This is a genomic window from Sphingomonas hengshuiensis, from assembly GCF_000935025.1.
GTDB lineage: Bacteria > Pseudomonadota > Alphaproteobacteria > Sphingomonadales > Sphingomonadaceae > Sphingomonas > Sphingomonas hengshuiensis.
Genome location: NZ_CP010836.1, coordinates 4,195,464 through 4,213,934 on the forward strand (window position 1 = coordinate 4,195,464; position 18,471 = coordinate 4,213,934).

An 18,471-nucleotide genomic window follows, 5' to 3' on the forward strand; every position below is an offset into this window, starting at 1 on the left:
GTCGCAATCCTAAAAGCCGACGTTGGTTCAGTTCGAATTTGCGGGCAGGCTACACGCAGCTCAGCGCCTCAACCACCTGTCTTGGGCAATCGTTAGAGAGTGCCTGTGTCACCGCCGTGAGGCACGGCTGCGCCGCATCGCCCTTTTCGTTGCGCATCAGTTCGATCCAGCGTGACGGATGTTAGCGCAAAAGCATGCCGAACATGTAGGACAGGAGGAACGACCGGTGTACCTCGGACAGGCGGTCGCCGGCCGGAAATGTCCCGACGATGAACATGCCCTCGTTTCCCGTGAACTGCACTAGAGGCAGTTCGACCTTAGCCGCGCTCTCCGGAAGCCGGCGATGGTTTGTCAGCTCTACAGCGAGGGATGCGCGATCTTCGCCTTTTCCTCGAGCATATCGCGCCAGCGCTGATTGTTCATAAGATGGGAGTGGTGATAATTGAGCTGGGCCGCACCCGGCATCGCCTTCAAAGTGCGGATGAGGGTCTGAACCAGTGGACTCGGAGCTAGCGGACTGAACACGATCGTATCAATCAACGAAAGATCGATGTCGATGTAACGCACTTCATTCGACTCGAGGCTTTGCGAGCGAGCGATCAGTCGATATTCCTTTTCGTCGCGAAAGACATCGCGCTTTAGGAACGGCAGTTCGTCTGTAACAAACTCCAGGCCTGCCATCTTTTCATGCGTCATGTAGCGCACAGGTCCGTGCAGCAGTTCACCTTCGTTCTTGAGTCGAGCAAGCAGAGGAATTCGATGAAAGACAATGCAAGCACCGGCTGCGTGACCGGCGAAAACTTGCCAATGGTGGAAAGTCTCACGGGTCTGCGTCATGCACAACGCAACGAGACCAGGCGCACCGATCCTCGTACGGTACATTCCCATAGCATGCCGATCGTTCATATCGACCCAGCGCGTCGGGCTGAGCAGCGTCAGTCGTCGTTCCTGAACTACATCAATGACGCTCAATATGTCCGTGTACCGCCGGATCATATGATAGGTCATGATGTGCTGCCCCTGCCCGCTGCTGGTGCTGTGATGCCCCGACCGCAGACCCTTAGTCGAGCACGATCCGCAACGCGGGCAAACTCTTCTGGCGAGGACTGAGTTTGCGGCGGCCTAAATATGGACGGCCATCCCGGTGGCATAGATTCGCGCTCCGGGCGCAGGCCTGAAACTTTCGGATGGCCGCTCTGGGCCGAAGCCGCCATTTGCCAAGCCTTGCGGATGGCGGGTTAGTCCCACGACACCACGTTCGCTTCCGACGCCAGTCGACCAAAATGCGTCGTTCGCGGTCGGACTTTGAACGACAGCTTGTGCCAGAACCTGCCGTTCGCTCCGCGCGAAGCCGCCTGACAGCAAAGCGCCCGATAATCGGTCATTCAAGCGATCGAAGCGAATTGCGAAAAGCGGCCCGTCAGCTTCGGAGTGACGAAGCGCCAATCGAACGGCTGGAAGTGGGTGCCTTGCCGCCCACCGGCTTTTATGCGGACGATTGCGATAGCTGCCGGTCATCGTGGCCTTTCGGGATGATAATGTCCCCTTCGCACCTCCCGAAATAGGTGGGCGGTAAGGTGCTTTCGAGACCATGACGGCATTGCAAAGGATAGTTCGCCGAATCGTCGGCGTCGCTTGCGCGCAGAAAGGAGTGCTATGACGTTCATTGCTCGGAATACTGCGCTGGCGAAACTGCGGCGGCTGTGGCTAGGTGCATTTGGGTAGTTGGAGGGACCAGATTGTGCGCTCAGCTTCATTGCCTTTCGATCTCTCCCATGCTGCATAGCAGCACGCCCTCGGATGTCATCGCGGCGCCTGCGCTAGGCGAGGCTTCGGTCGCCGAAGATCCGTATCACTTGGCGGTCTTTCAAGCTTGGGCATGTGCGTTCGGCGCGTCGGCGGTCGTCTATCTCAGCGGCCCAATCACGACGGGCAAACGCTTGCTTGCTGCGATCGAGGAAGGCCGGCCGCTCGACACTGTCCTGCCCGAGAATCTGGCAGTGATGCGCGAGACCGCGCATCGCCTGCGTCAGCAAGTCCCGCCGATCGTTCTCGATCCGTCGCCGCTCGTGGTCGCGCATTGGTCGCAGCAGCAATATATGCTGCTTTGGCGCGGGCTGATCGAGCGGCATGCGCGCGAAGTCCGCTTCATGCCTGACTGGGAATATAGCCGGGGCTGCGCGGAAGAATTCGTGTTCGCTGCGGCGCTGGGTATCCCGACGCTCGATCTGGACGGATCCGCCATCGCACCCGTTGCCGGTGCCGCGCGATTGGCGCGCGCCATCGACAGGTTGAACAAAAGCATCGCGGGGCACGAGCGTCTGGCAGCACTTGCCTCGGCTCTGAATGCGCTTCGAAACGAGCTTGGTGGCGGTTAAGCGCTGCGGCGCCTGTTCGCCCTAGCCGCCAACCAGCCGATGGACAAAGCCCGGTGCATAGATCAGTCCATAGACCAAGGTCACCATCGTACCGCCGTACAAGCCGAGCAACAGCCAATGGGCGCCACGCGCTTGAAGATTGGCGCGCCTGGCCAGCGATAACGAGATGCCGCGTGCCAGCTGCGCCAGCTTTCTGGGGCTGCGTCGCAGCAAGCGGACACCATCATCTGACACCAGCAAGCTGATCAAAGAGACGGCGACACAAACCACGACGATCGCGATGAACGGAAGACGGGCGACAAATTCAAGCCAGCCCTGCGGGAGGTTCAGGTCGATCAATCCAGGGCGCTGCCAGGCTTTGGGCGGCATGTCGATTTTCGAATTATGGGTCGAGATCAGGGAGCTCAGCAGCGAGATCGCGGCGATCGACGAGGCCAGCGCAGCGATTAGCATCGAGGTATTATGCGTGCGGCGCGCTTGTGCCTGCTCGATCAGAACGCGGGTCGATTCCTTGATATGGGCATAGTCGTAGCTATGGACCGTCTTGTTCGGGATGAATTCCGAAGGCCGGCTGTCCTTGCGCAAATAGGGCAGCAGCGTCTTCTGGAAAGCGTCGGCATAAGCGAGGATGCCCATGGCTTGACGCAGGTCGATGAGCTTGCCAGCCCTGACCAGCTTTTCGACCGCACGCGATAGCGACCACAGGGTTTCGCGCCGCCATTTCTCCTCGCCGGCCCGGTGGCGGTCGGCGTCGAGCGTGTTGACCGGGACCAACGGCGTGATCTGGTCCGAGGAAGGCTCATGGTGGGTGTGGTGATGCACCATGTCCTTGAGGAAGAAATAGGCCTGGCGGGCATGGACATAAAGCTGCTCGCGCTTGATCCCGGTTGCCAGGACCTCCTCTGAATACCAGAGACGAAGCTCGCCGGTTCGCATCAAGGCGAACTCGACGCGCACGGCGCTGGGCACGCGCCAGCGCACGAGTTGGCTCAGATCCGACTGGAGCAGGTCCAGCGCACGGTCCGGACGTTCCTCGCTGCCGCCGAGGTGCGCGCGAATTTCGTCAAGCATCCAGCGCTGCTGAAGGCGGTCGCGCGGCAGGGGACGCGGGATCATGTAGATCGCGCCGGTCAGCCCGCCCTGCTCATCGAGTGCGTGGCGGACCCGCTTTTCCCCGCGCCGCGGTTCAACGATGCCGATCGGGGCGGAGACTGGTTCGGTCGTGCCGATCAACAGCCAATGCTGGACGATATCCGGCCAGATTAAGCGGTTCACCCACTTCCAAGCAAGGAAGTCGTCCGTCTCGCGCCGTTGCAATACCGCGACCAGGCGATCGCTTCGCCCATCATAGCTTTGCGTGAAATGATGCACGCCGGGGCCGCGCCCCGAGCCGATCAGGCTGAACGATAAATGGCTGCCGACATTCGGAACCCAGCCGGCATAGGAATGCGGACTCGCCGCCCAGGGCGCGAAATGCGTCACGAAACGTCTGGCGGTTAAAGCGCGTCGCGGGCGATGGTACGGGTGCCGCGCATCTCGACCTCACCGTCTTCATTGACCGACGCGCGCAGCCCTTCGCGGACCGTAACCAAAGAACCGGTATCCTGCTTGCGGACGGTGCCGCGCCAAAGCGAGCCGAGACTGACGCCGCCCCGCAGATATTCATCAGTCTGACGAACACCGCCATTCAGCACATGCAAAAGTGCCGCCACGGTCATGGCCAGCAGGATCATGATCGCGATCACGACGGCGGCAGAAAGCAGATCGGCCATTTGTTCCCTTTATGCGCCTTGACGGAGCAAATTGCAATATGTCCAACGCAGACGCACGCACAATAGTCGCATCGTGCCGACAAGGTTCAAAACGGAACTGTCTTGCGGTACGCCCCCATGGTCTAGAAGCCGCACCAAGCAAATGCAATCCCGGTACGCACACGTAATAAAAGGCCATTCCAGCGGCATTTTAGCCTCGCTGCTCTTCACGCCCTTGCCCCTGCCGCAAGACGAGCGGGGTCTCTTGGCAACGACGACAAGACGCAGCGTGAATAACTGTGCGGCGCGAATGGTCGCGTGCGCGATATCCCTCGGGCACGGCGGTACATCGCGCGGGCCCACTTCGATCAGCCCGCGGCGATCCGCGCCGGCAGGCCGGCGCGCCGCAACACATCGGCGATATGACTGGTAAGGCCGAATTGGCCGATCAAATTGACGCCGCCATCCCCCGGCAGGCCTTCGAGCAATCGCCTGAGCTTTTCGAGACCGTCCTCGACCTTGAAATCGGTCCAGACCTGCGCCTCGCCGGGCACGACCGCCGTTGCCGTCGAGATCGTCGCGCCCAAGTGCAACTGGACAATCCAGACCTGCTGCCCGTCATGCACCCATTCGAAGCGCACCGGGCCAAAAGCCGCCTGGAGCCGATCGAACGCGTGCGTGACCGCAGAAATGATTTCCGCGGGCAATGCCTCCGGATCGCGTGTCCCGAGCATGAAGAGATCGCCTTCGCCGGCTAGGCCCTCGACGGCGAGCGAACCGTCGGCCTGGACTATCGCTGCACCCGAATATCGCGCCGGTACGGCATCCTGGCGCAAGATCGAGGCAAGTATCGTGCCAGCAGGATCTTCCTTGGCCATCAAGTCATAGGGGTCGGTCCAGCCCTTGACGGTCGTGTACAAACCCGGATGCGGCTCGGTTGGGCAGGTTCTGATCCACACTTCGGCCGAGCCGGTCGCGGTGCCAAAGGCAAAGGGCGCCACGCGCCGCGGGATCGCCAGCGTATTGGGGACAGGCAGGCCCGCCAGATGCGCCATCATCAACCCATAGGCCTTGTCGCCGAGATGGCGGCTAAACCGGTTGGGCCAGCGATAGCCCGGCTCGGCCTCATCAGGCACATCGTCTTCCTGTTCCCAGAGCAATGTATGGCTTGCGCGCCAGCCCTGGAGCAGCGGATGGATCGAGAATTCGGTGCGCCGGCCCGGGCATGCCTCGAGATCGGGCGTGAAGCCATAGACCGTCGTCAGCAGCGCCATGCCCATTTCGAAGGGCAGAGAGGCCACGCCGGGCTTTTCGACACAGCGCGGCGTATCGTCGGGCGAGAATTCGATAAGTCCGCCCTGGACGACGCCCGAGACGCCACCGTCCCGGACATCGATGGTCTCGTTGACGATGAGGTGCAGGCCTTCGCCGGCGAGCCGTTCGAGTGCGGCAACGACCGTTTCCACGCTATCCAGCGCGTAGAGGAATTCGCGGCTCCGCGGATCATGCGGCACATAGCTGCGCACGTTGACGGTTCCGCTCCCGCTGGCGTCGAGCAGCGCAGCGACGGCCGCTGCTACACTCTCGAAACGAAAATTGGGCGTGCGATTGCGCAGGCGGCAAAAGCTCTGAATCAATCCATCGGTCGCCGGGCGAAATGCAACGAACTGGGCGACATTCGCGCCAGTCGCGAGACGATTGAGCACTTCGTCCTTTTGAAGATCCATCGTTTTCACTTCCTTACAGCCAGTGCTCAACCGGCTGACGCTCTGCCGATTCCGCTCTTCACGGACCGCGGCGCAATACCCCATGCACATTCCCCGACTCTGAATTTGACGTGTTTATACGTCTGCATTCGAGCATCGGGATAGGGGTATGAAGGGTGAACGCGGCGTTACCATGGCCCAGCCCGGAAGGACCGGCCCCGCGAAATGCGCCAAACCGAGGCAGCCGCGCTGTGAACCTTCAAGGGTGATCGCCGGCGCCGGCATGCGGCGCTTGCCAGATTTGCTCGAGAATCTGATCGTTACGCACCGAATGTACTGCGAGCACGAAATCGGCGACGTCAGGAACCGAATGATCCACAACCAGCTCGACGACATTATTTTCAAGCGCGCGTGACTTGGCACGCTCGGCAAACGGAAAGTCCGCGATCCGTTTGAACGTAGCGAGGCCGCGGGGCTGCGGCTTGAACAGGGTCGAGCCGCTATTGATCGGGCTGAGCCAGATCCGCTCCTTGTGCTTGGCAACCAGGCTAGCCGTATCGAGCGTCAAGACGGTTTGGGTGACGCCGCGATACGCCTTTGCGCCGAGCAGCCGCCAGATCCGGCTCTTCGATAGCCAGAAAAAGGTCCGCGAATTCAGCAATTCATACCATTGCTGTGGCGTCAGACCGTCCTGCAGGCATTTCGCCAGTGCATCGTCATGCATTGGCTTTTGATCGCGCAGCACCGCCAGCGGCAGGCCGTCGGCGTTAAGCGGTACCGATTCCGGCCGCCGGCATGAGCCGAGCAAATGCCGGCGCGGATCCACGACGCCATAAGAATCGAGCAAGGCAGCCGCACTTTTCAGGCCGTGGCTGTGGATCGCCTCCCAGGCGCCGTCATGCGCCATATGGTAGAGACGCGGATAGCGCTGAACCAATTCGCTTTCGGTCATGTCAGAAGCCTCGTTCGATCACGCCGTCCAGCGCAAATGCCTTGGAAATAAGCGTCACGGGCGTACCCGCGACCCGTTCGAGCCGCCTAATGAAGTCCTGCGCGCTTGGATTCAATGTCTCAAAGCTGGTGGCCTCGCGGTTCTCGATACCGAGATAGTCTGCGAAGGTGATCGCAATGTCGGTCGCGCCATTGAGCTCGGCCGAGCGGCGGATTTGCGCCCAGTCGAATTCCGCTATCCGCCGCTCGACGCCCGAGATCGTCCCTTTTTCGACCTTACGAAATTCCCCGACGGAAATGCCCGACCGCTCGGCAAGTTCGGCCATGCTGATATTGCGCCCCATCCACCCGGACGTGCCGCCGACCCGGATCGGATAGGTTCTGACCACCATGATGATCTTGCGCACGCGACGCGGCGATATGCCGGCGTCCGACAAACAGCCGGCCGCGGACGTCTCGCGCGATGTCACGCTTGGCCAGAAGCCGTGATGGAGACTGAGCAGCGTGCCCTGGGTTCCTTCAAGCAGCACGCGCGTGCGGCTGGCAAAGTGCCGATCCAGCTCGGCGCGCACGTCACGGATGAAGTCCTGCAGCTGTCCGACGTCGCGCGCCAGCTGTACCGCCGGACCAAACATTGGCGTATCGCCGCGATTGGCGATTTTTCGTGCCGAAGCGGCGCCGACGCCTTGCTTGGTAGACGAAATCGACTGAAGCGCACTGGACTCTAGGCGGCGATCCTCGTCATCGATGACCATCGCCTGCGGGTCGATCGACAGGCGCTCCGGGGTCAGTCCCTGATCCATGATCTCGCGCAGCAGTTGCGGTAGCCATAGCGTCGACCCTGCTCCGATCAGGATCTTGGCATGCTTGTTCGAACCGGTTCCCGATGGCAGCTGGACATATTTATATTCGGGCTCCTTGACGAGATGACCGGCATTGGGGCCGCCGATCCGCATCAGCACCCCATAATGTTTGGCAAGATGGGCGCAGACATTGCCCTTGCCCTCGCTACCATATTGACCGCCGACGATCACATCGACCAACGCCTCGCGGCTGCGCGGGCCGTCGCCTTCGAACCACTCCATCGCGGTGATCGCCAGGGTGTCGGGCGCGACAAAATCGGTGTCGAGCACCAAGTCTGCCAGGGCTTGCAGCGCACCGACGCTCGCCTCGGTCTTGTTGCGCTTGACTTCGTCGTAGGTCGGGAACTCCTTGAGATGCGCGGGGCGGCCGAGATAGCGCCGCTCGAGCGTCGCATCCTCGGCATGCAGGTGAATATGAAAGACCTGACCGGGCCACCGGCTGCGCAGCGCTTCCACCTGTTCCGGGATCCTCGCCGAATCGAGAAGCAGTATCTGGTCGGCTGGTGCGCCGGTTCCGGCCGCCGCGACGGCGTCGGTCACCCACCTGCCGTTGGTCTGCGCATCCAGCTGATCACCGGCCGCCTGCAGTGCGCCGCGATCGTCGGATGTCCCCAGACGCTGCTGGATGAAGGTGCGCGTCGACACGCGCGTTGCGCCGGCAATCTTCAACAGCGCACTGCCGAACGAGGTTTTGCCGACCGCAACCGGGCCGGAAAGCACGATCAACAAGCGCATGATATCTCCTCTAAAAACGATATCCGTTCCCCGAACCGAGCAATATAGTCGACGAATATTGCTTGGGTAGTGGGTTGTTATACCTCCGGAATGGGCATAGACTAGCCAGTAGAACCGGTGAGACCTATGCCGATGGTTCGGTGAGGCTTGTCGCACCGCGAAGTGAAGTGGCTGTGCTCAACTCCACTTCGCGGAATTTGCCGATATCGGTTCGACACGCTCAGGCTGCCCACATTTCATTCAAGATCTTGGCTGCCATCGAAGCCTTATCCTGCGGCAGGAACCGGCCATAATGTTTGGCGACCATCTCAGGTGTATCCTGGATCGCGTAGCTTGCTTGCTCATAGGAACCAGTCTGCTTAAAAACATGCGTCGCCAGCACGTCGCGGACGCTATTCGGCTCATGGGGGCAGGGGACGGGGGCACACTGACACTCCGCCCCGATCGGCATCGCTGAACCGCGGCGTTCGGCGGCGCGACGCCGGTGCCGCCCCGGCAGCTGGCGGTGGCCGATCCGGCCGCTCGGTGGACGGCGGCGTCGCGCGACCGCGCCTTCTTCGCCTATTCGACCAACTATCTGATCGACCTCGACCATGCCGTGATCGTCGATGTCGAGGCGACCGCCGCCATCCGCCAGGCCGGGGTCACCGCCCAGCGTCGGATGATCGAGCGCACGCACACCCGGTTCGGGCTGTGGCCCGAGCGGCTTGAGGCGGATACCGGATACGGCGATGCCAGGAACCTGACCTGGCTGGTGGAGGAACGCGGCATCGGGCCGCACATCCCGGTGTTCGACAAGTCGGCCCGGCGCGACGGCAGCTTCGAGCGCGCCGACTTCGTCTTCGACCATGACGACGACAGCTATGCCTGCCCCGCCGGCAAGCGCCTGCGGCAACGCCGGAAGCACTATCGGGAAGCGCTCCCCTTCGTCGACGCGGAGGGCATGACCCGGTACCGCGCCAGCAAGCGCGATTGCGACGCCTGCGCCCTCAAGCCGCGTTGCTGCCCCAACGCGCCCGCTCGCAAGATCCTGCGCTCGATCCACGAGGGCGCCAGCGACATGGCGCGCGATATCGCCACCACCGACGCCTATGTCGCATCCCGACGACAGCGAAAGAAGGTCGAGATGCTGTTTGCCCACCTCAAGCGCATCCTGAAGCTCGGGCGCTTGCGGCTGCGAGGGCCCAACGGAGCGAAGGACGAATTCCTCCTCGCCGCCACCGCCCAGAACCTCCGCAAGCTCGCCAAGCTCATCCGGATGCCGGCCATGGCCGGAGCGCGGTGAGCGACGAGGCAACTCGTCAGCGTCGCGCAGCCATCACGCCGACCGGCGACAGACACCGCCTTTTTCAACATTGGGTAATGGTCGTTCTCCTCTTCTACATCGGAGCCGATCCTATCGGTCTCCATCGAAGAGCAGCCAGACCATTACCCAATGTTGAAATACTCCTGCGAACCCGGCCGTGGGCTCTGGCCAGGAAATATTACTGCAAACACAAGCGGATTCCCACATTTATGTTGCTCGATCGCCGCTAATCTTGAGTGACTATTGCTTTGCCGCTCACGCGTGCGGACCCCTTGCGGAGTTTTTCAACAGAATATCCCAGCTCCGGACCTTCGTGCGCGTGCGGCGGCGGGTCGCGGGAACGGCGGGTATTAGGGACAGGGATAGAGGCGCTAAACGACAACAGTTGGGACGCAAAGCTGACTAACTGACCCCTCGCGTTCGCGATCGTTATCGCCTGGGGCGCCCGAGACCCTTCAGGGGCTCGGTGCCGCGCAGCGGCATAGAGCGCGGTCGCGCCGCAGGCGCGAAACGCCCACTAATACTGCAGTGCTGACACCTGTCAGGCGTTTGCTTCCGAACGCAGGATTTCCAACTGCTCGAGGCTCAACACTTGCACGATATCACGCAGCCGGCTCACCGATGCCTTTAGCGTCGCGAGATCCTCGTTCTCGATCTCATAGCTGGGCGAATAGCGCGCCTCGACATAGGCTCGCTTCAACAGTTCGAAACGGCGCCGATCAATACGAGTCGCACGCGGCCATGCATCGACCAAGCGCGGCTCCTTGTCCTCTGACAAGGACCGCAGGAATTTGATGTTGTGCGACCGTGGGAAGTAGAGCGTCCGTACCAACAGGAAGCACGCGTAGGCACGCTCCGTCGCTTGGTGCAGCGTAAAGGCGGCGAGATTCCTGTTTCCGATGCTCAGATAGTGCTCCGCACCTGAGAGGAGATCAGCGATGTCAGGATACCAATGGTCGAAATATTTCTGCGCCATCATTAATGCATCCGCCGCCGTCAGCGGCTTCGGCGCCGCCAGCGCATGCTGCGGCAACTCATACAGCACCACGCCGTCGCGGACGATATCGACCCAAAAATACTCGCCGCGGTGCAGCGCCTGATTCACCTCATTCAGGGTGTGGACGATGATGTTGACCGGACGCAGCACCGCGCGATCGTGGAGGATCTTGTCCTCGGCGATATACCAGTAGGCGGCGATATCGGTGAGGTCCTCGTGGCTGACGATCACCAACAGGTCGAAATCGGACTGATAGCCATTGTCCGGCTCATCGACCCAGTCGTCACGCGCGTAGCTGCCGAACAGGATGATCTTGAGGATCTTGCCGTTCTTCTTCCACGGCTGGGTCGAGGTCGAGATCGCCTGCGCGAACTCGGCCATCAGCGTGTCGCGCACGCGGGCAAGCTCAGCCTGCTGGACATCGGGCAAGTGATCGAGATCGACGCGCATGTTCATTTCCTAGCTGTGGCTGGCCGTTTCCTCAATGTTCCTGCCGGTCATTCCCGAAATTGCATGAGATGCAGCATCGCGGAGGCGAGAAGGCGCTCGACCTCGGACACGGCGATGTCGAGCTCGACCGCGATCTGGAAATAGTCGAGGTCGCAGTAGCGTGCGCGACAAAATACCCGCCATTCAGGGTCGGGCATGGCGTCTATCGCAAGGCGCAACCTTCTAAGTTCGCGGTTCATGATCCTTCTCCATCGCATGGCGGCCGAAGCCGGGGGAAAGGCGGTTCGGGCCCGCGACAGGAGGCGGGGTGCACCCGCAGGGCCGGAACGAATGTGTGGACGGCCCCTGCAAGTCGGCTTCTGCAAACCCTACTTCCCTCCTCCCGCACCGGAACCCCGGAGTGGGGTGGGCGGCGAAAATCGACCGGAAAGGCACGCCGCAAAGGCGGGCTGCACCCGAAGGGCCGCAACACCGTGGAGGACCGGCGCGCAGCGCCGGTTGCGGCTCGCCGAGGCGGGCCTAGCAGGGAGAGCCGGCCATCCCGCTTCGGGGGTCAGGCCAACAGACACGCCGCCGCGCGACAGCGCGGCGTCCACTGAGCTCTTCGATAAATTATGCGAGGTGACACCGAGCATGACTTCGATCGGTCGGGTGCGGTCATGTGTCCGGCCTGTTGGTGCGGTCGACGACCGCTGGCCCTGATGAAATCCGCGGATCGCACGTTCCATCAGAGAAACGGGCTCGAAGGCTCCCTTCGTTTTCCGAACTGAGCAATCCCCGGCTCAACCGGTTCGTCATCATGGCTTGGGCACCACCTCGCTTCCTTCGGAGCCAGGCTCCGCGGGAAACTCTACAAATGCGTCATGATGTCCTCGCCGGCGCGCGAAAACTGCCGCCGCGCGTGAGGATCGCCCAGATGATCCGCGCCATCTTGTTCGCCAGCGCGACGGCCGCGACCAGCGGTGGCCGACGTTCCATCAGCGCCATCAACCAGGGCGAGGCCTTCTCTGGCGCGACGCGGGCGCGCTTGATTACCGAGAAGGCACCAAGCACCAACAGCGTTCGCAGGGTCTGATCACCCGCCTTGGTGATTCGCCCGAGCCGGGCCTTGCCGCCGGTCGAGTTCTGGCGCGGTGTCAGGCCAAGCCAGGCTGCGAAGTCGCGGCCCGTTGGAAATCTAGAAACATCCCCGGCAAGCGCAATGATCGTTGTCGAGGTCACCGGTCCCACGCCCGGAATCGTACTCAGCCGCTTGCAGGTATCGTCGAACTGCGTGCTGGCCGCGATCTGGTGATCGAGGGTCACCAACCGGGCTTCCACCGCTCGAATAGCATCAGCGAGCAATCGATAGGGCTCGCGGATCAACTCCGGGAGGCGATCGTCGCCCGCGCTCGCGATGCGCAGAATCTCGGTCGCGCCGCCAAGCCCCTGGTTGGTCACAATGCCAAACTCGGCCATCCCGGCGCGAAGGGCGTTCAACATGGCGGTGCGCTGACCGACAAACTGGGTCCGCAGCCGATGCATCAAGGCCAGCGCCTGTGTGTCCGGCGCCTTGATCGGCACAAAGCGCATGGTCGGTCTGGTCACCGCTTCGCAGATACCCTCCGCGTCGGCCGCATCGTTCTTGCCGCGCTTCACATAGGGCTTCACGTAGTGCGCCGGCATGAGGCGAACATCGTGGCCGAGCGACTGGAGATGGCGACCCCAGTAATGCGCCGTGCCGCACGCTTCGATCCCAACGAGGCATGGCGGGATCTCTTCGAATAGCCGAACGAGCTGCGCTCGAGAATAGCGCTTGCGGAGCACTACCGTGCCCGCCGCATCCACCGCGTGCACTTGGAACACGTGCTTCGCGATATCCAAACCGATCGTTGCGATCTCCATCTCCGTTCCTCCTGTCATGCTGCGAATCAGCAACTGATGGTATCCCGCAGCCGTCCCACCTCATCAGAGGAGGACGCGGGCCTGGGCCCGCGTTGCGGCCCGCCGGCGCGGGCCCAGGCCTGGCTCGCCCGGCTTGGGCTGCGTTGGAGGCGACGATCATCGCTGCCTGCGGTCGATGATCGCGATGCCGGCGCTGCGCGCCTTGTCGAACAAATTGTCCTGAATGCCACCGCCCGGGAAGATGATGATGCCACGCGGCATGCAGGCAATCACGCGGTCGTTGCGCTTGAACGGAGCGGATGCCCGATTGTGCTTCACGAAGTCGGGCTTGAACGGCACCTGCGGGATCTTGCGCTCGCCTGCCCAGAGCGAAGCGATATGCTCGGCGCCTTTGCTGGCCCCGCCGTGGATCAGGACCATCGCCGGGTGGCGGCTATGGACCTTGTCGAGCACCTGCCAGATCGTGCGATGATCCATGTAATCGGTGCCACCGCTGACATAAATGCGCTCGCCGGGTGGTAGGAGGAGCTTTGCATCGGTCCAGCGCCGATCGTTCACGAATTCGCGGCTTTCGATCACCGCCGCGGTCATCGCAGCGCGGTTGAGCATCGAGCCGCTCTTGGGCAGCCAGGGTTTGCGGAAATAGTGGCGAAACTGCTCGGCGAATGCTTCGCGATACGCTTCCATCGCGTCGCGGCGCTCGATCATGCTCCTGCCCTCGGCGATCAGCGTTTCGAGTTCGACCGACTTGACCTCGGACCCGTCCTGCTCGCGCTGGAGGCGCTTCTGCGCCAGCTCGTTGCTATCCAGCTGCCGGTCGGCCCGCTCGGTCGCGCGGTGAAAGACATTGGTGAACCCCCAGAGGAGTTCCTCGAGTTCGGGCTCGAGGCGGGTATCGGCGAGGCTGGCGCCCATCGCGTCGAAGGTGTCGGCTGCCGCTGCCTCGATCAGGCGCCCCTCGGGCAGTGGCCTCGGATCGAGATCATCGTCGAATGGCCGTCGGCCGAACAGTTCCAGTTCCTCCAGCAAATGGGCGAACTGCGATCCGCCCTCGCCCGCCCTGTCGTGAAAATCGTCCATCCGAAGTGCTCCTAGCTGGGGCCGCGTCGCTGCGGCCTTCCTGGCGACAAGAGGCGGTATCGCGCGTGCCCGCGCACGACCGAGCGCAGCGGCCGGCAAAGCCGGCGGGCGCCGAAGCACAGCGGAGGACCCGGGAGCGCGGCTATTTTGCTTCGCGATGCAAAGCGGGCCGCAGGCACGCGGCGGAAAATAGCCGCGCGGACGGGTTGCACGGGCACGCGCGATGCCGCCCCGTCGCCCTCTGGGAAGGCGTATGGCGCGGACTCTCGCCAGCGGAGCAACGGGGGCGATGCCTCCCGGTCATGGGGTATCAGGGACGATCTTCGGGCAATATCTGTGCGAGGAGCCGCGTGCGCACCGCTTCCAGACCGAACGCGCCAAGATCCGCGTTGAGGTCACCCAGTTCGGAATCGAGGGGGCGAACATAGACTCCGCACTTTCGGGCGCGGCTTGCCAGCGCGGCGAACGCCTTGCGACCGGCGGGATCGCGCTCGCGGGCAACATAGAGCCGCCGAAGCATGGGCGGAAATTCCAGGGCAGCGAGATGCGCCGATGACAGTGCCGCGATCGCCGGCAGCGTCGGGACCGCGGCGTAAAGCGATAAGGTCGATTCGATACCCTCGCCGGCAGCCATGACCGGGGCGGCGATCCCGAAGCGGACGCCATTGCCGAGGAGATGGCCCATCGCTCGTCGCGGATAGGCGACAGGCGCCTTGCCCGATCCGTCCGGGGTCAACCAGGTGCGATGCGCACCGGTCACGTTGCCCGCGATATCGGTCACCGCAGCGATCATCGCCGGCATGGCGCACGGAACATCGCCGCGGTCGTCGATCGAACGACGATACCAGCAGCGTGGGTGGAAATGCAGAGCGTCCAGGCCGGGCAATGGCGCAATGCCGCGGCCGCGCAGATAGGTTTCGACCTGCGTGCCGGCGATGGACTTGCACATCGCCATCAGACGCCGCGCTGCTCCAGGCGAACACGCCGAAGCGTCGCGGGCCACCTTCATGCTGGCGGAAACGGAAGATTCGGGCAGGCTGAGAAAGCGCCGCGCCTCGGCAAGAGCTTCCCCCAGCGTTCCGGTCAGCGTCGATGCGCGGATGATGTCGAGCAGGTCGCCATGTTCGCCCGACTCCGCGTCAGTCCATTTGCCCGCCCGGCCGGTTCCGTCGGGACTGTCACGGAGGCGCACATAGAGGCTGCGACCCGGCGTGTTGCGAACATCGCCGACCTGCCAGTAATTGCCTTCGCGGCGGCCGTTGGAAAGATAGCGCCGGCACAGTCTTTCGGCTTGCCCCGCCAGGTCGCGCGCGATCGCGCTTGCAGGATGCTCCATCGCCCGTCTCCCGCTCAGACCGCGCCGGCAGTGCGCGCCTCGACCCGCGAGATCGGAAAGCGTTCGAGCAGCCTCGCCAGAATCGCCGGACCATCGCCGCGGGTCGGCACGAACAGGCTCAGCCTCCACGATATGATCCCGGACATCAGGCCCATCGCCTTGAGGCTTTCTGCACCGAGGGGGTTGAAGCCGGCCAGCTCGATGCGGTGGAGACGCATCGCGAGACCGCGCTGATTCCGTTGGCGTTCAGCGAGGCACAGCGCCATCGGCATCGCGCGCACCAAGCGCTGCGATCATCGTCGTGCGATGCCCGTGGGCGTCGATCCGGGCGTCCGGTTCGAGGATAGACAAAAGCTCGAGTGCGGCGCGGCGAAGGCCGTGGGCGGGGTCGGGGGAAAGGCGAAGCGGGCGCATCAGGTTGCGCTCCGCCAAGGATCCGCAGGTTCATGGCAGGTCTCCGGAATTTGGGAGGCGGCGGACATTTCGGGTCGCGCATGGATCGTCAGCTAGCGGGTTACGCCGTGTCCTCGGGCGGCCGGTAGAGCGCGAAAGGATCGCCGTCGGCAAGATGCCCGAACGGCGTCGTGCAATAGGCCGAGCCGTCAAAGCCGACGGCACACAGGACGTACCGAGGTTCGCCGGATGCGGCGTCGGCGCATTCGAGGAGGGCAAGATTGCCGTCCGCGGCAGCCCGCAACAGCGTGTCGAAATTGGTGCGATATGTGTCTGGGATAGCCATCGGGCGCTCCTGCTGCTGAAGGGGACAAGAGGAGCGGGACGGTCAACGCCCGCTCCCCAGTCGGTCACTGGGCGGCGATCGCCATCGGCTCCTCGTCCCCGGACGCATCCGGCATGGCGAGGAAGGCAGGGAGCTCGACCGCCGCCGTGGCATCGAGCAGCTCGGCGCGGGCGGGCAGCTCGGGAGTGCGCAGCGGCTCGGGCAGCCAGCCCGCGCCGTCCATCAGCCGTTCGGCCTCGCGGGCCATGTCCGGCTTCTTCAGATGGTCGATCAGCGCAGCGGTCTCGCCGCCCTTGCCTTCCCTCACCGCGTCGAGAATGCGCGCCTTGGTCACCTTGCCGAAGAAATTGTCGGCTGTGGGCTTCCAGCCGCAGGCGACCATGTCGAGCCCGGCCGCGCGAGCAAGGACGTGGCTGTGCACGAGCCGCCGTTCGACTATGTGCGCCGAGATGCGCCCATTGTCGTAGTTGGGCGCCACTTCGTAGAGCGCGTTCACCGAATAAGCGGCGCAATGCGCGAACAGCTCGGCCTGCTCGGCAGCGTCGAGCAGCTGAAGCGCGTCCCAGAGGTCCCGATCGGATTGGGGCAAGCGCTCTTTCCACAGGGCGTGCCGGGCCTCGATCGCGATGGCGGCGGGACTGTCCTTCATGCCGGTGGGCTGGAAGCCGAACCCGACCCTGGTCAGGCTGACCGTGAGGCAGCTCTCAGTGCGGCCATGATAAAGGCAAGCCAGCACGAAATTGTGCAGCACCGCCGCGAACGCGACCTGAGGATTACCGGCGATCGCGTCCTGGAGCGCGAGGGTACGCTCGGCCGTAAGTTCGGAGAGGAGGCGGTCGGGCAGCGGCTTCAGACCCTCCTCCTCGTCTCCGGTCTGCGGCTCGTCCCCATCGGATTGGGGTTCAGGCCTGAGCTGAGGGTCACCGTTATCGACCGCGTCATCCCGCTGCCCGCCCTCGCCTTCCTCGTGATGTTCGGTCTCGACGACCGGCTCGTCCTCGGGTCGAACCCAGCCGGGATCGACCAGGAATTCGCCGTTCCGCTCGATCGTGACGAACACGCCCGCCATCGCCATCTCGGCGGGGTCGTAGGTCCAGGTGCCGCCAGCGAGCTCGGCAATATGCTCGTCGAGCGCGTTCACCCGCGCATCGATTTCATCCGGGATCTCGTCGGCACCGCTCCACGCGGCCTCGAGCGCTTCCGCCTCGGCCTGGAGCGTGGCCACTTCGGCCAAATCCGCCTCGGTCGGCGGAGTGTGGGTCGCCTCGATCGGTCGCAGCCCGTGGTGATAGCCATAGGGCAGATCGATCGCCGCCTCGACCCACTTCCATCCTTCGGCGCGGATGCGGTCGGCCTCGGCGCCGAGCTTCTCGAGCACGAGCTGGTCGAGCAGTGCGGCATCCTGCAGCCAGCCGCCGCGGTCCTCCTCGAACAGGTCGCGCACCACGCAACCGCCGCCCGCGAGATAGGTGTCGATGCCAACGAACAGCGCTCGCGGATCGCCTGCGGGGACCGTGGTCTCGTTCAGGCGGGCACGGATGAAATGCGCCGACTGGTTGTGATGACCCTGGACCAGCTCCCAAACCCGCTCCTGGCGAACAGGGTCATCGCAAACGGTGAACGCCATCAGTTGCTCGAGGGTCATGCCGTCGGCGGCATAGACTTCGTGCAACGCGGGCGACACGCAAGCGAGCTTGAGCCGCTGCCGCACGACTGCGGGTGTGACGTGGAACCGCGCCGCGACATCCTCGATCCCACCGCCCTGGTCGACAAGGCTCTGCATGGCGCGGAATTCGTCGAGCGGATGAAGCGCCTCGCGGAACGCATTCTCGGCATAGCTGTCCTCCTCGGCCGAGACATCGCCGTCGGCGGGCTTGACCACGCAGGGGATGACCGCGTCGGCGGCGAGACGCTTGCGCTTGATGAGGATCTCGAGCGCGCGGTAGCGCCGACCTCCGGCGGGCACGTGGAACGTGCCGGTATACTGGCCCTCGGCGTCGAGCAGCGGCCGGACGCTGAGGCCCTGGAGCAGCCCGCGGCGTTCGATGTCGCCGGCCAGGTCCTCGATCGTGACGCCGTTCTTCACGCGGCGCACGTTCGACTGGGACAGGACCAGGAGGTTGAAGGGAATCCCCTGCGCGGGCGCGAGGACGATCTTGGGTTGGGCTTTCGCCATGTCGGTTCTCCACATGGCGGGAGGGTAAGGAGACTCTCTCCCGACCTTCATCCCGCCATGGGAACGGCGCAGCCCTCACCCTTTAGGAGGAGGACTGCGCCGCCTGGCGAAACTGACGT

General features: G+C 63.4%; 16 protein-coding genes and 1 pseudogene. 2 read left to right on the plus strand and 15 right to left on the minus strand.

The window, feature by feature from the left end:
• Nucleotides 1-357: 357 nt before the first annotated feature.
• Nucleotides 358-1,008: a DUF2971 domain-containing protein gene (locus tag TS85_RS25580; protein ID WP_155006483.1), complete on the minus strand. Its 651-nt coding sequence runs from the start codon at nt 1,006-1,008 to the stop codon at nt 358-360.
• Between the two features lie 992 nt (nt 1,009-2,000).
• On the opposite strand from TS85_RS25580, the gene TS85_RS25815 reads away from it, so the two are divergent.
• Nucleotides 2,001-2,378: a DUF4406 domain-containing protein gene (locus TS85_RS25815; RefSeq protein WP_162184744.1), complete on the plus strand. Its 378-nt coding sequence runs from the start codon at nt 2,001-2,003 to the stop codon at nt 2,376-2,378.
• A 21-nt stretch (nt 2,379-2,399) separates the two neighbouring features.
• On the opposite strand, the gene TS85_RS19015 is transcribed toward TS85_RS25815, so the two are convergent.
• The 6 genes from TS85_RS19015 to TS85_RS19040 all read right to left on the minus strand — a co-directional run bounded on the left by TS85_RS19015 (nt 2,400) and on the right by TS85_RS19040 (nt 8,766).
• Nucleotides 2,400-3,860, minus strand: coding sequence for a hypothetical protein (locus tag TS85_RS19015; protein WP_044334318.1), 1,461 nt, complete (start codon nt 3,858-3,860; stop codon nt 2,400-2,402).
• A 14-nt stretch (nt 3,861-3,874) separates the two neighbouring features.
• Nucleotides 3,875-4,150, minus strand: a complete 276-nt coding sequence (locus TS85_RS19020; RefSeq protein WP_044334320.1) for a hypothetical protein — start codon at nt 4,148-4,150, stop codon at nt 3,875-3,877.
• Between the two features lie 347 nt (nt 4,151-4,497).
• Complete coding sequence (locus TS85_RS19025) at nt 4,498-5,856, minus strand: hypothetical protein (RefSeq protein ID WP_044334322.1); 1,359 nt, start codon at nt 5,854-5,856, stop codon at nt 4,498-4,500.
• A 238-nt stretch (nt 5,857-6,094) separates the two neighbouring features.
• Entirely contained in the window at nt 6,095-6,787 is a 693-nt protein-coding gene (locus TS85_RS19030) for a DUF7002 family protein (RefSeq protein WP_044334324.1), read from the minus strand.
• A gap of 1 nt (nt 6,788) precedes the next feature.
• Nucleotides 6,789-8,384, minus strand: a complete 1,596-nt coding sequence (locus TS85_RS19035; protein WP_044334326.1) for an adenylosuccinate synthetase — start codon at nt 8,382-8,384, stop codon at nt 6,789-6,791.
• A 220-nt stretch (nt 8,385-8,604) separates the two neighbouring features.
• Entirely contained in the window at nt 8,605-8,766 is a 162-nt protein-coding gene (locus TS85_RS19040) for a hypothetical protein (RefSeq protein WP_227698539.1), read from the minus strand.
• A gap of 78 nt (nt 8,767-8,844) precedes the next feature.
• Here TS85_RS19040 and TS85_RS19045 point away from each other — a divergent pair.
• Nucleotides 8,845-9,669: pseudogene (locus TS85_RS19045) on the plus strand (transposase); the annotation flags it as partial.
• Between the two features lie 562 nt (nt 9,670-10,231).
• Here TS85_RS19045 and TS85_RS19050 read toward each other — a convergent pair.
• From TS85_RS19050 to TS85_RS19085, 8 genes are all read right to left on the minus strand, one after another.
• Nucleotides 10,232-11,137 (minus strand): HEPN domain-containing protein, encoded by a 906-nt coding sequence (locus TS85_RS19050; protein ID WP_044336657.1) that lies wholly within the window; start codon nt 11,135-11,137, stop codon nt 10,232-10,234.
• 47 nt (nt 11,138-11,184) lie between these two features.
• The gene (locus TS85_RS25585) at nt 11,185-11,376 is read right to left on the minus strand and encodes a sigma factor-like helix-turn-helix DNA-binding protein (RefSeq protein WP_155006484.1); all 192 of its coding nucleotides are present in this window, start codon (nt 11,374-11,376) and stop codon (nt 11,185-11,187) included.
• A gap of 622 nt (nt 11,377-11,998) precedes the next feature.
• Nucleotides 11,999-13,021 carry an IS110 family RNA-guided transposase gene (locus TS85_RS19055; RefSeq protein ID WP_044330860.1) on the minus strand — a complete coding sequence of 341 codons (1,023 nt, stop codon included), beginning with the start codon at nt 13,019-13,021 and terminating at the stop codon, nt 11,999-12,001.
• 156 nt (nt 13,022-13,177) lie between these two features.
• The gene (locus TS85_RS19060; protein ID WP_044334328.1) at nt 13,178-14,101 is read right to left on the minus strand and encodes a DUF2493 domain-containing protein; all 924 of its coding nucleotides are present in this window, start codon (nt 14,099-14,101) and stop codon (nt 13,178-13,180) included.
• A gap of 310 nt (nt 14,102-14,411) precedes the next feature.
• Nucleotides 14,412-15,437, minus strand: a complete 1,026-nt coding sequence (locus TS85_RS19065) for a DUF7146 domain-containing protein (protein WP_044334330.1) — start codon at nt 15,435-15,437, stop codon at nt 14,412-14,414.
• A 14-nt stretch (nt 15,438-15,451) separates the two neighbouring features.
• The gene (locus tag TS85_RS19070) at nt 15,452-15,709 is read right to left on the minus strand and encodes a hypothetical protein (RefSeq protein ID WP_155006485.1); all 258 of its coding nucleotides are present in this window, start codon (nt 15,707-15,709) and stop codon (nt 15,452-15,454) included.
• A 242-nt stretch (nt 15,710-15,951) separates the two neighbouring features.
• Nucleotides 15,952-16,176, minus strand: coding sequence for a DUF6117 family protein (locus tag TS85_RS19080; RefSeq protein WP_044334335.1), 225 nt, complete (start codon nt 16,174-16,176; stop codon nt 15,952-15,954).
• A gap of 64 nt (nt 16,177-16,240) precedes the next feature.
• On the minus strand, nt 16,241-18,352 hold the full coding sequence (locus tag TS85_RS19085) for a ParB/RepB/Spo0J family partition protein (RefSeq protein ID WP_044334340.1): 2,112 nt from the start codon (nt 18,350-18,352) through the stop codon (nt 16,241-16,243).
• Nucleotides 18,353-18,471: the final 119 nt, after the last annotated feature.

Excerpts from the sequence above, each read along its gene's own strand:
- TS85_RS19085 (WP_044334340.1), bottom strand. The coding sequence starts at position 18,352 with ATGGCGAAAGCCCAACCCAAGATCGTCCTCGCGCCCGCGCAGGGGATT.
- TS85_RS19030 (WP_044334324.1), bottom strand. The coding sequence starts at position 6,787 with ATGACCGAAAGCGAATTGGTTCAGCGCTATCCGCGTCTCTACCATATG.
- TS85_RS19070 (WP_155006485.1), bottom strand. The coding sequence starts at position 15,709 with ATGCCGATGGCGCTGTGCCTCGCTGAACGCCAACGGAATCAGCGCGGT.
- TS85_RS19080 (WP_044334335.1), bottom strand. The coding sequence starts at position 16,176 with ATGGCTATCCCAGACACATATCGCACCAATTTCGACACGCTGTTGCGG.
- TS85_RS19035 (WP_044334326.1), bottom strand. The coding sequence starts at position 8,384 with ATGCGCTTGTTGATCGTGCTTTCCGGCCCGGTTGCGGTCGGCAAAACC.
- TS85_RS19020 (WP_044334320.1), bottom strand. The coding sequence starts at position 4,150 with ATGGCCGATCTGCTTTCTGCCGCCGTCGTGATCGCGATCATGATCCTG.
- TS85_RS19065 (WP_044334330.1), bottom strand. The coding sequence starts at position 15,437 with ATGGAGCATCCTGCAAGCGCGATCGCGCGCGACCTGGCGGGGCAAGCC.
- TS85_RS25580 (WP_155006483.1), bottom strand. The coding sequence starts at position 1,008 with ATGACCTATCATATGATCCGGCGGTACACGGACATATTGAGCGTCATT.
- TS85_RS19025 (WP_044334322.1), bottom strand. The coding sequence starts at position 5,856 with ATGGATCTTCAAAAGGACGAAGTGCTCAATCGTCTCGCGACTGGCGCG.
- TS85_RS19060 (WP_044334328.1), bottom strand. The coding sequence starts at position 14,101 with ATGGACGATTTTCACGACAGGGCGGGCGAGGGCGGATCGCAGTTCGCC.
- TS85_RS19050 (WP_044336657.1), bottom strand. The coding sequence starts at position 11,137 with ATGCGCGTCGATCTCGATCACTTGCCCGATGTCCAGCAGGCTGAGCTT.
- TS85_RS25585 (WP_155006484.1), bottom strand. The coding sequence starts at position 11,376 with ATGAACCGCGAACTTAGAAGGTTGCGCCTTGCGATAGACGCCATGCCC.
- TS85_RS19055 (WP_044330860.1), bottom strand. The coding sequence starts at position 13,021 with ATGGAGATCGCAACGATCGGTTTGGATATCGCGAAGCACGTGTTCCAA.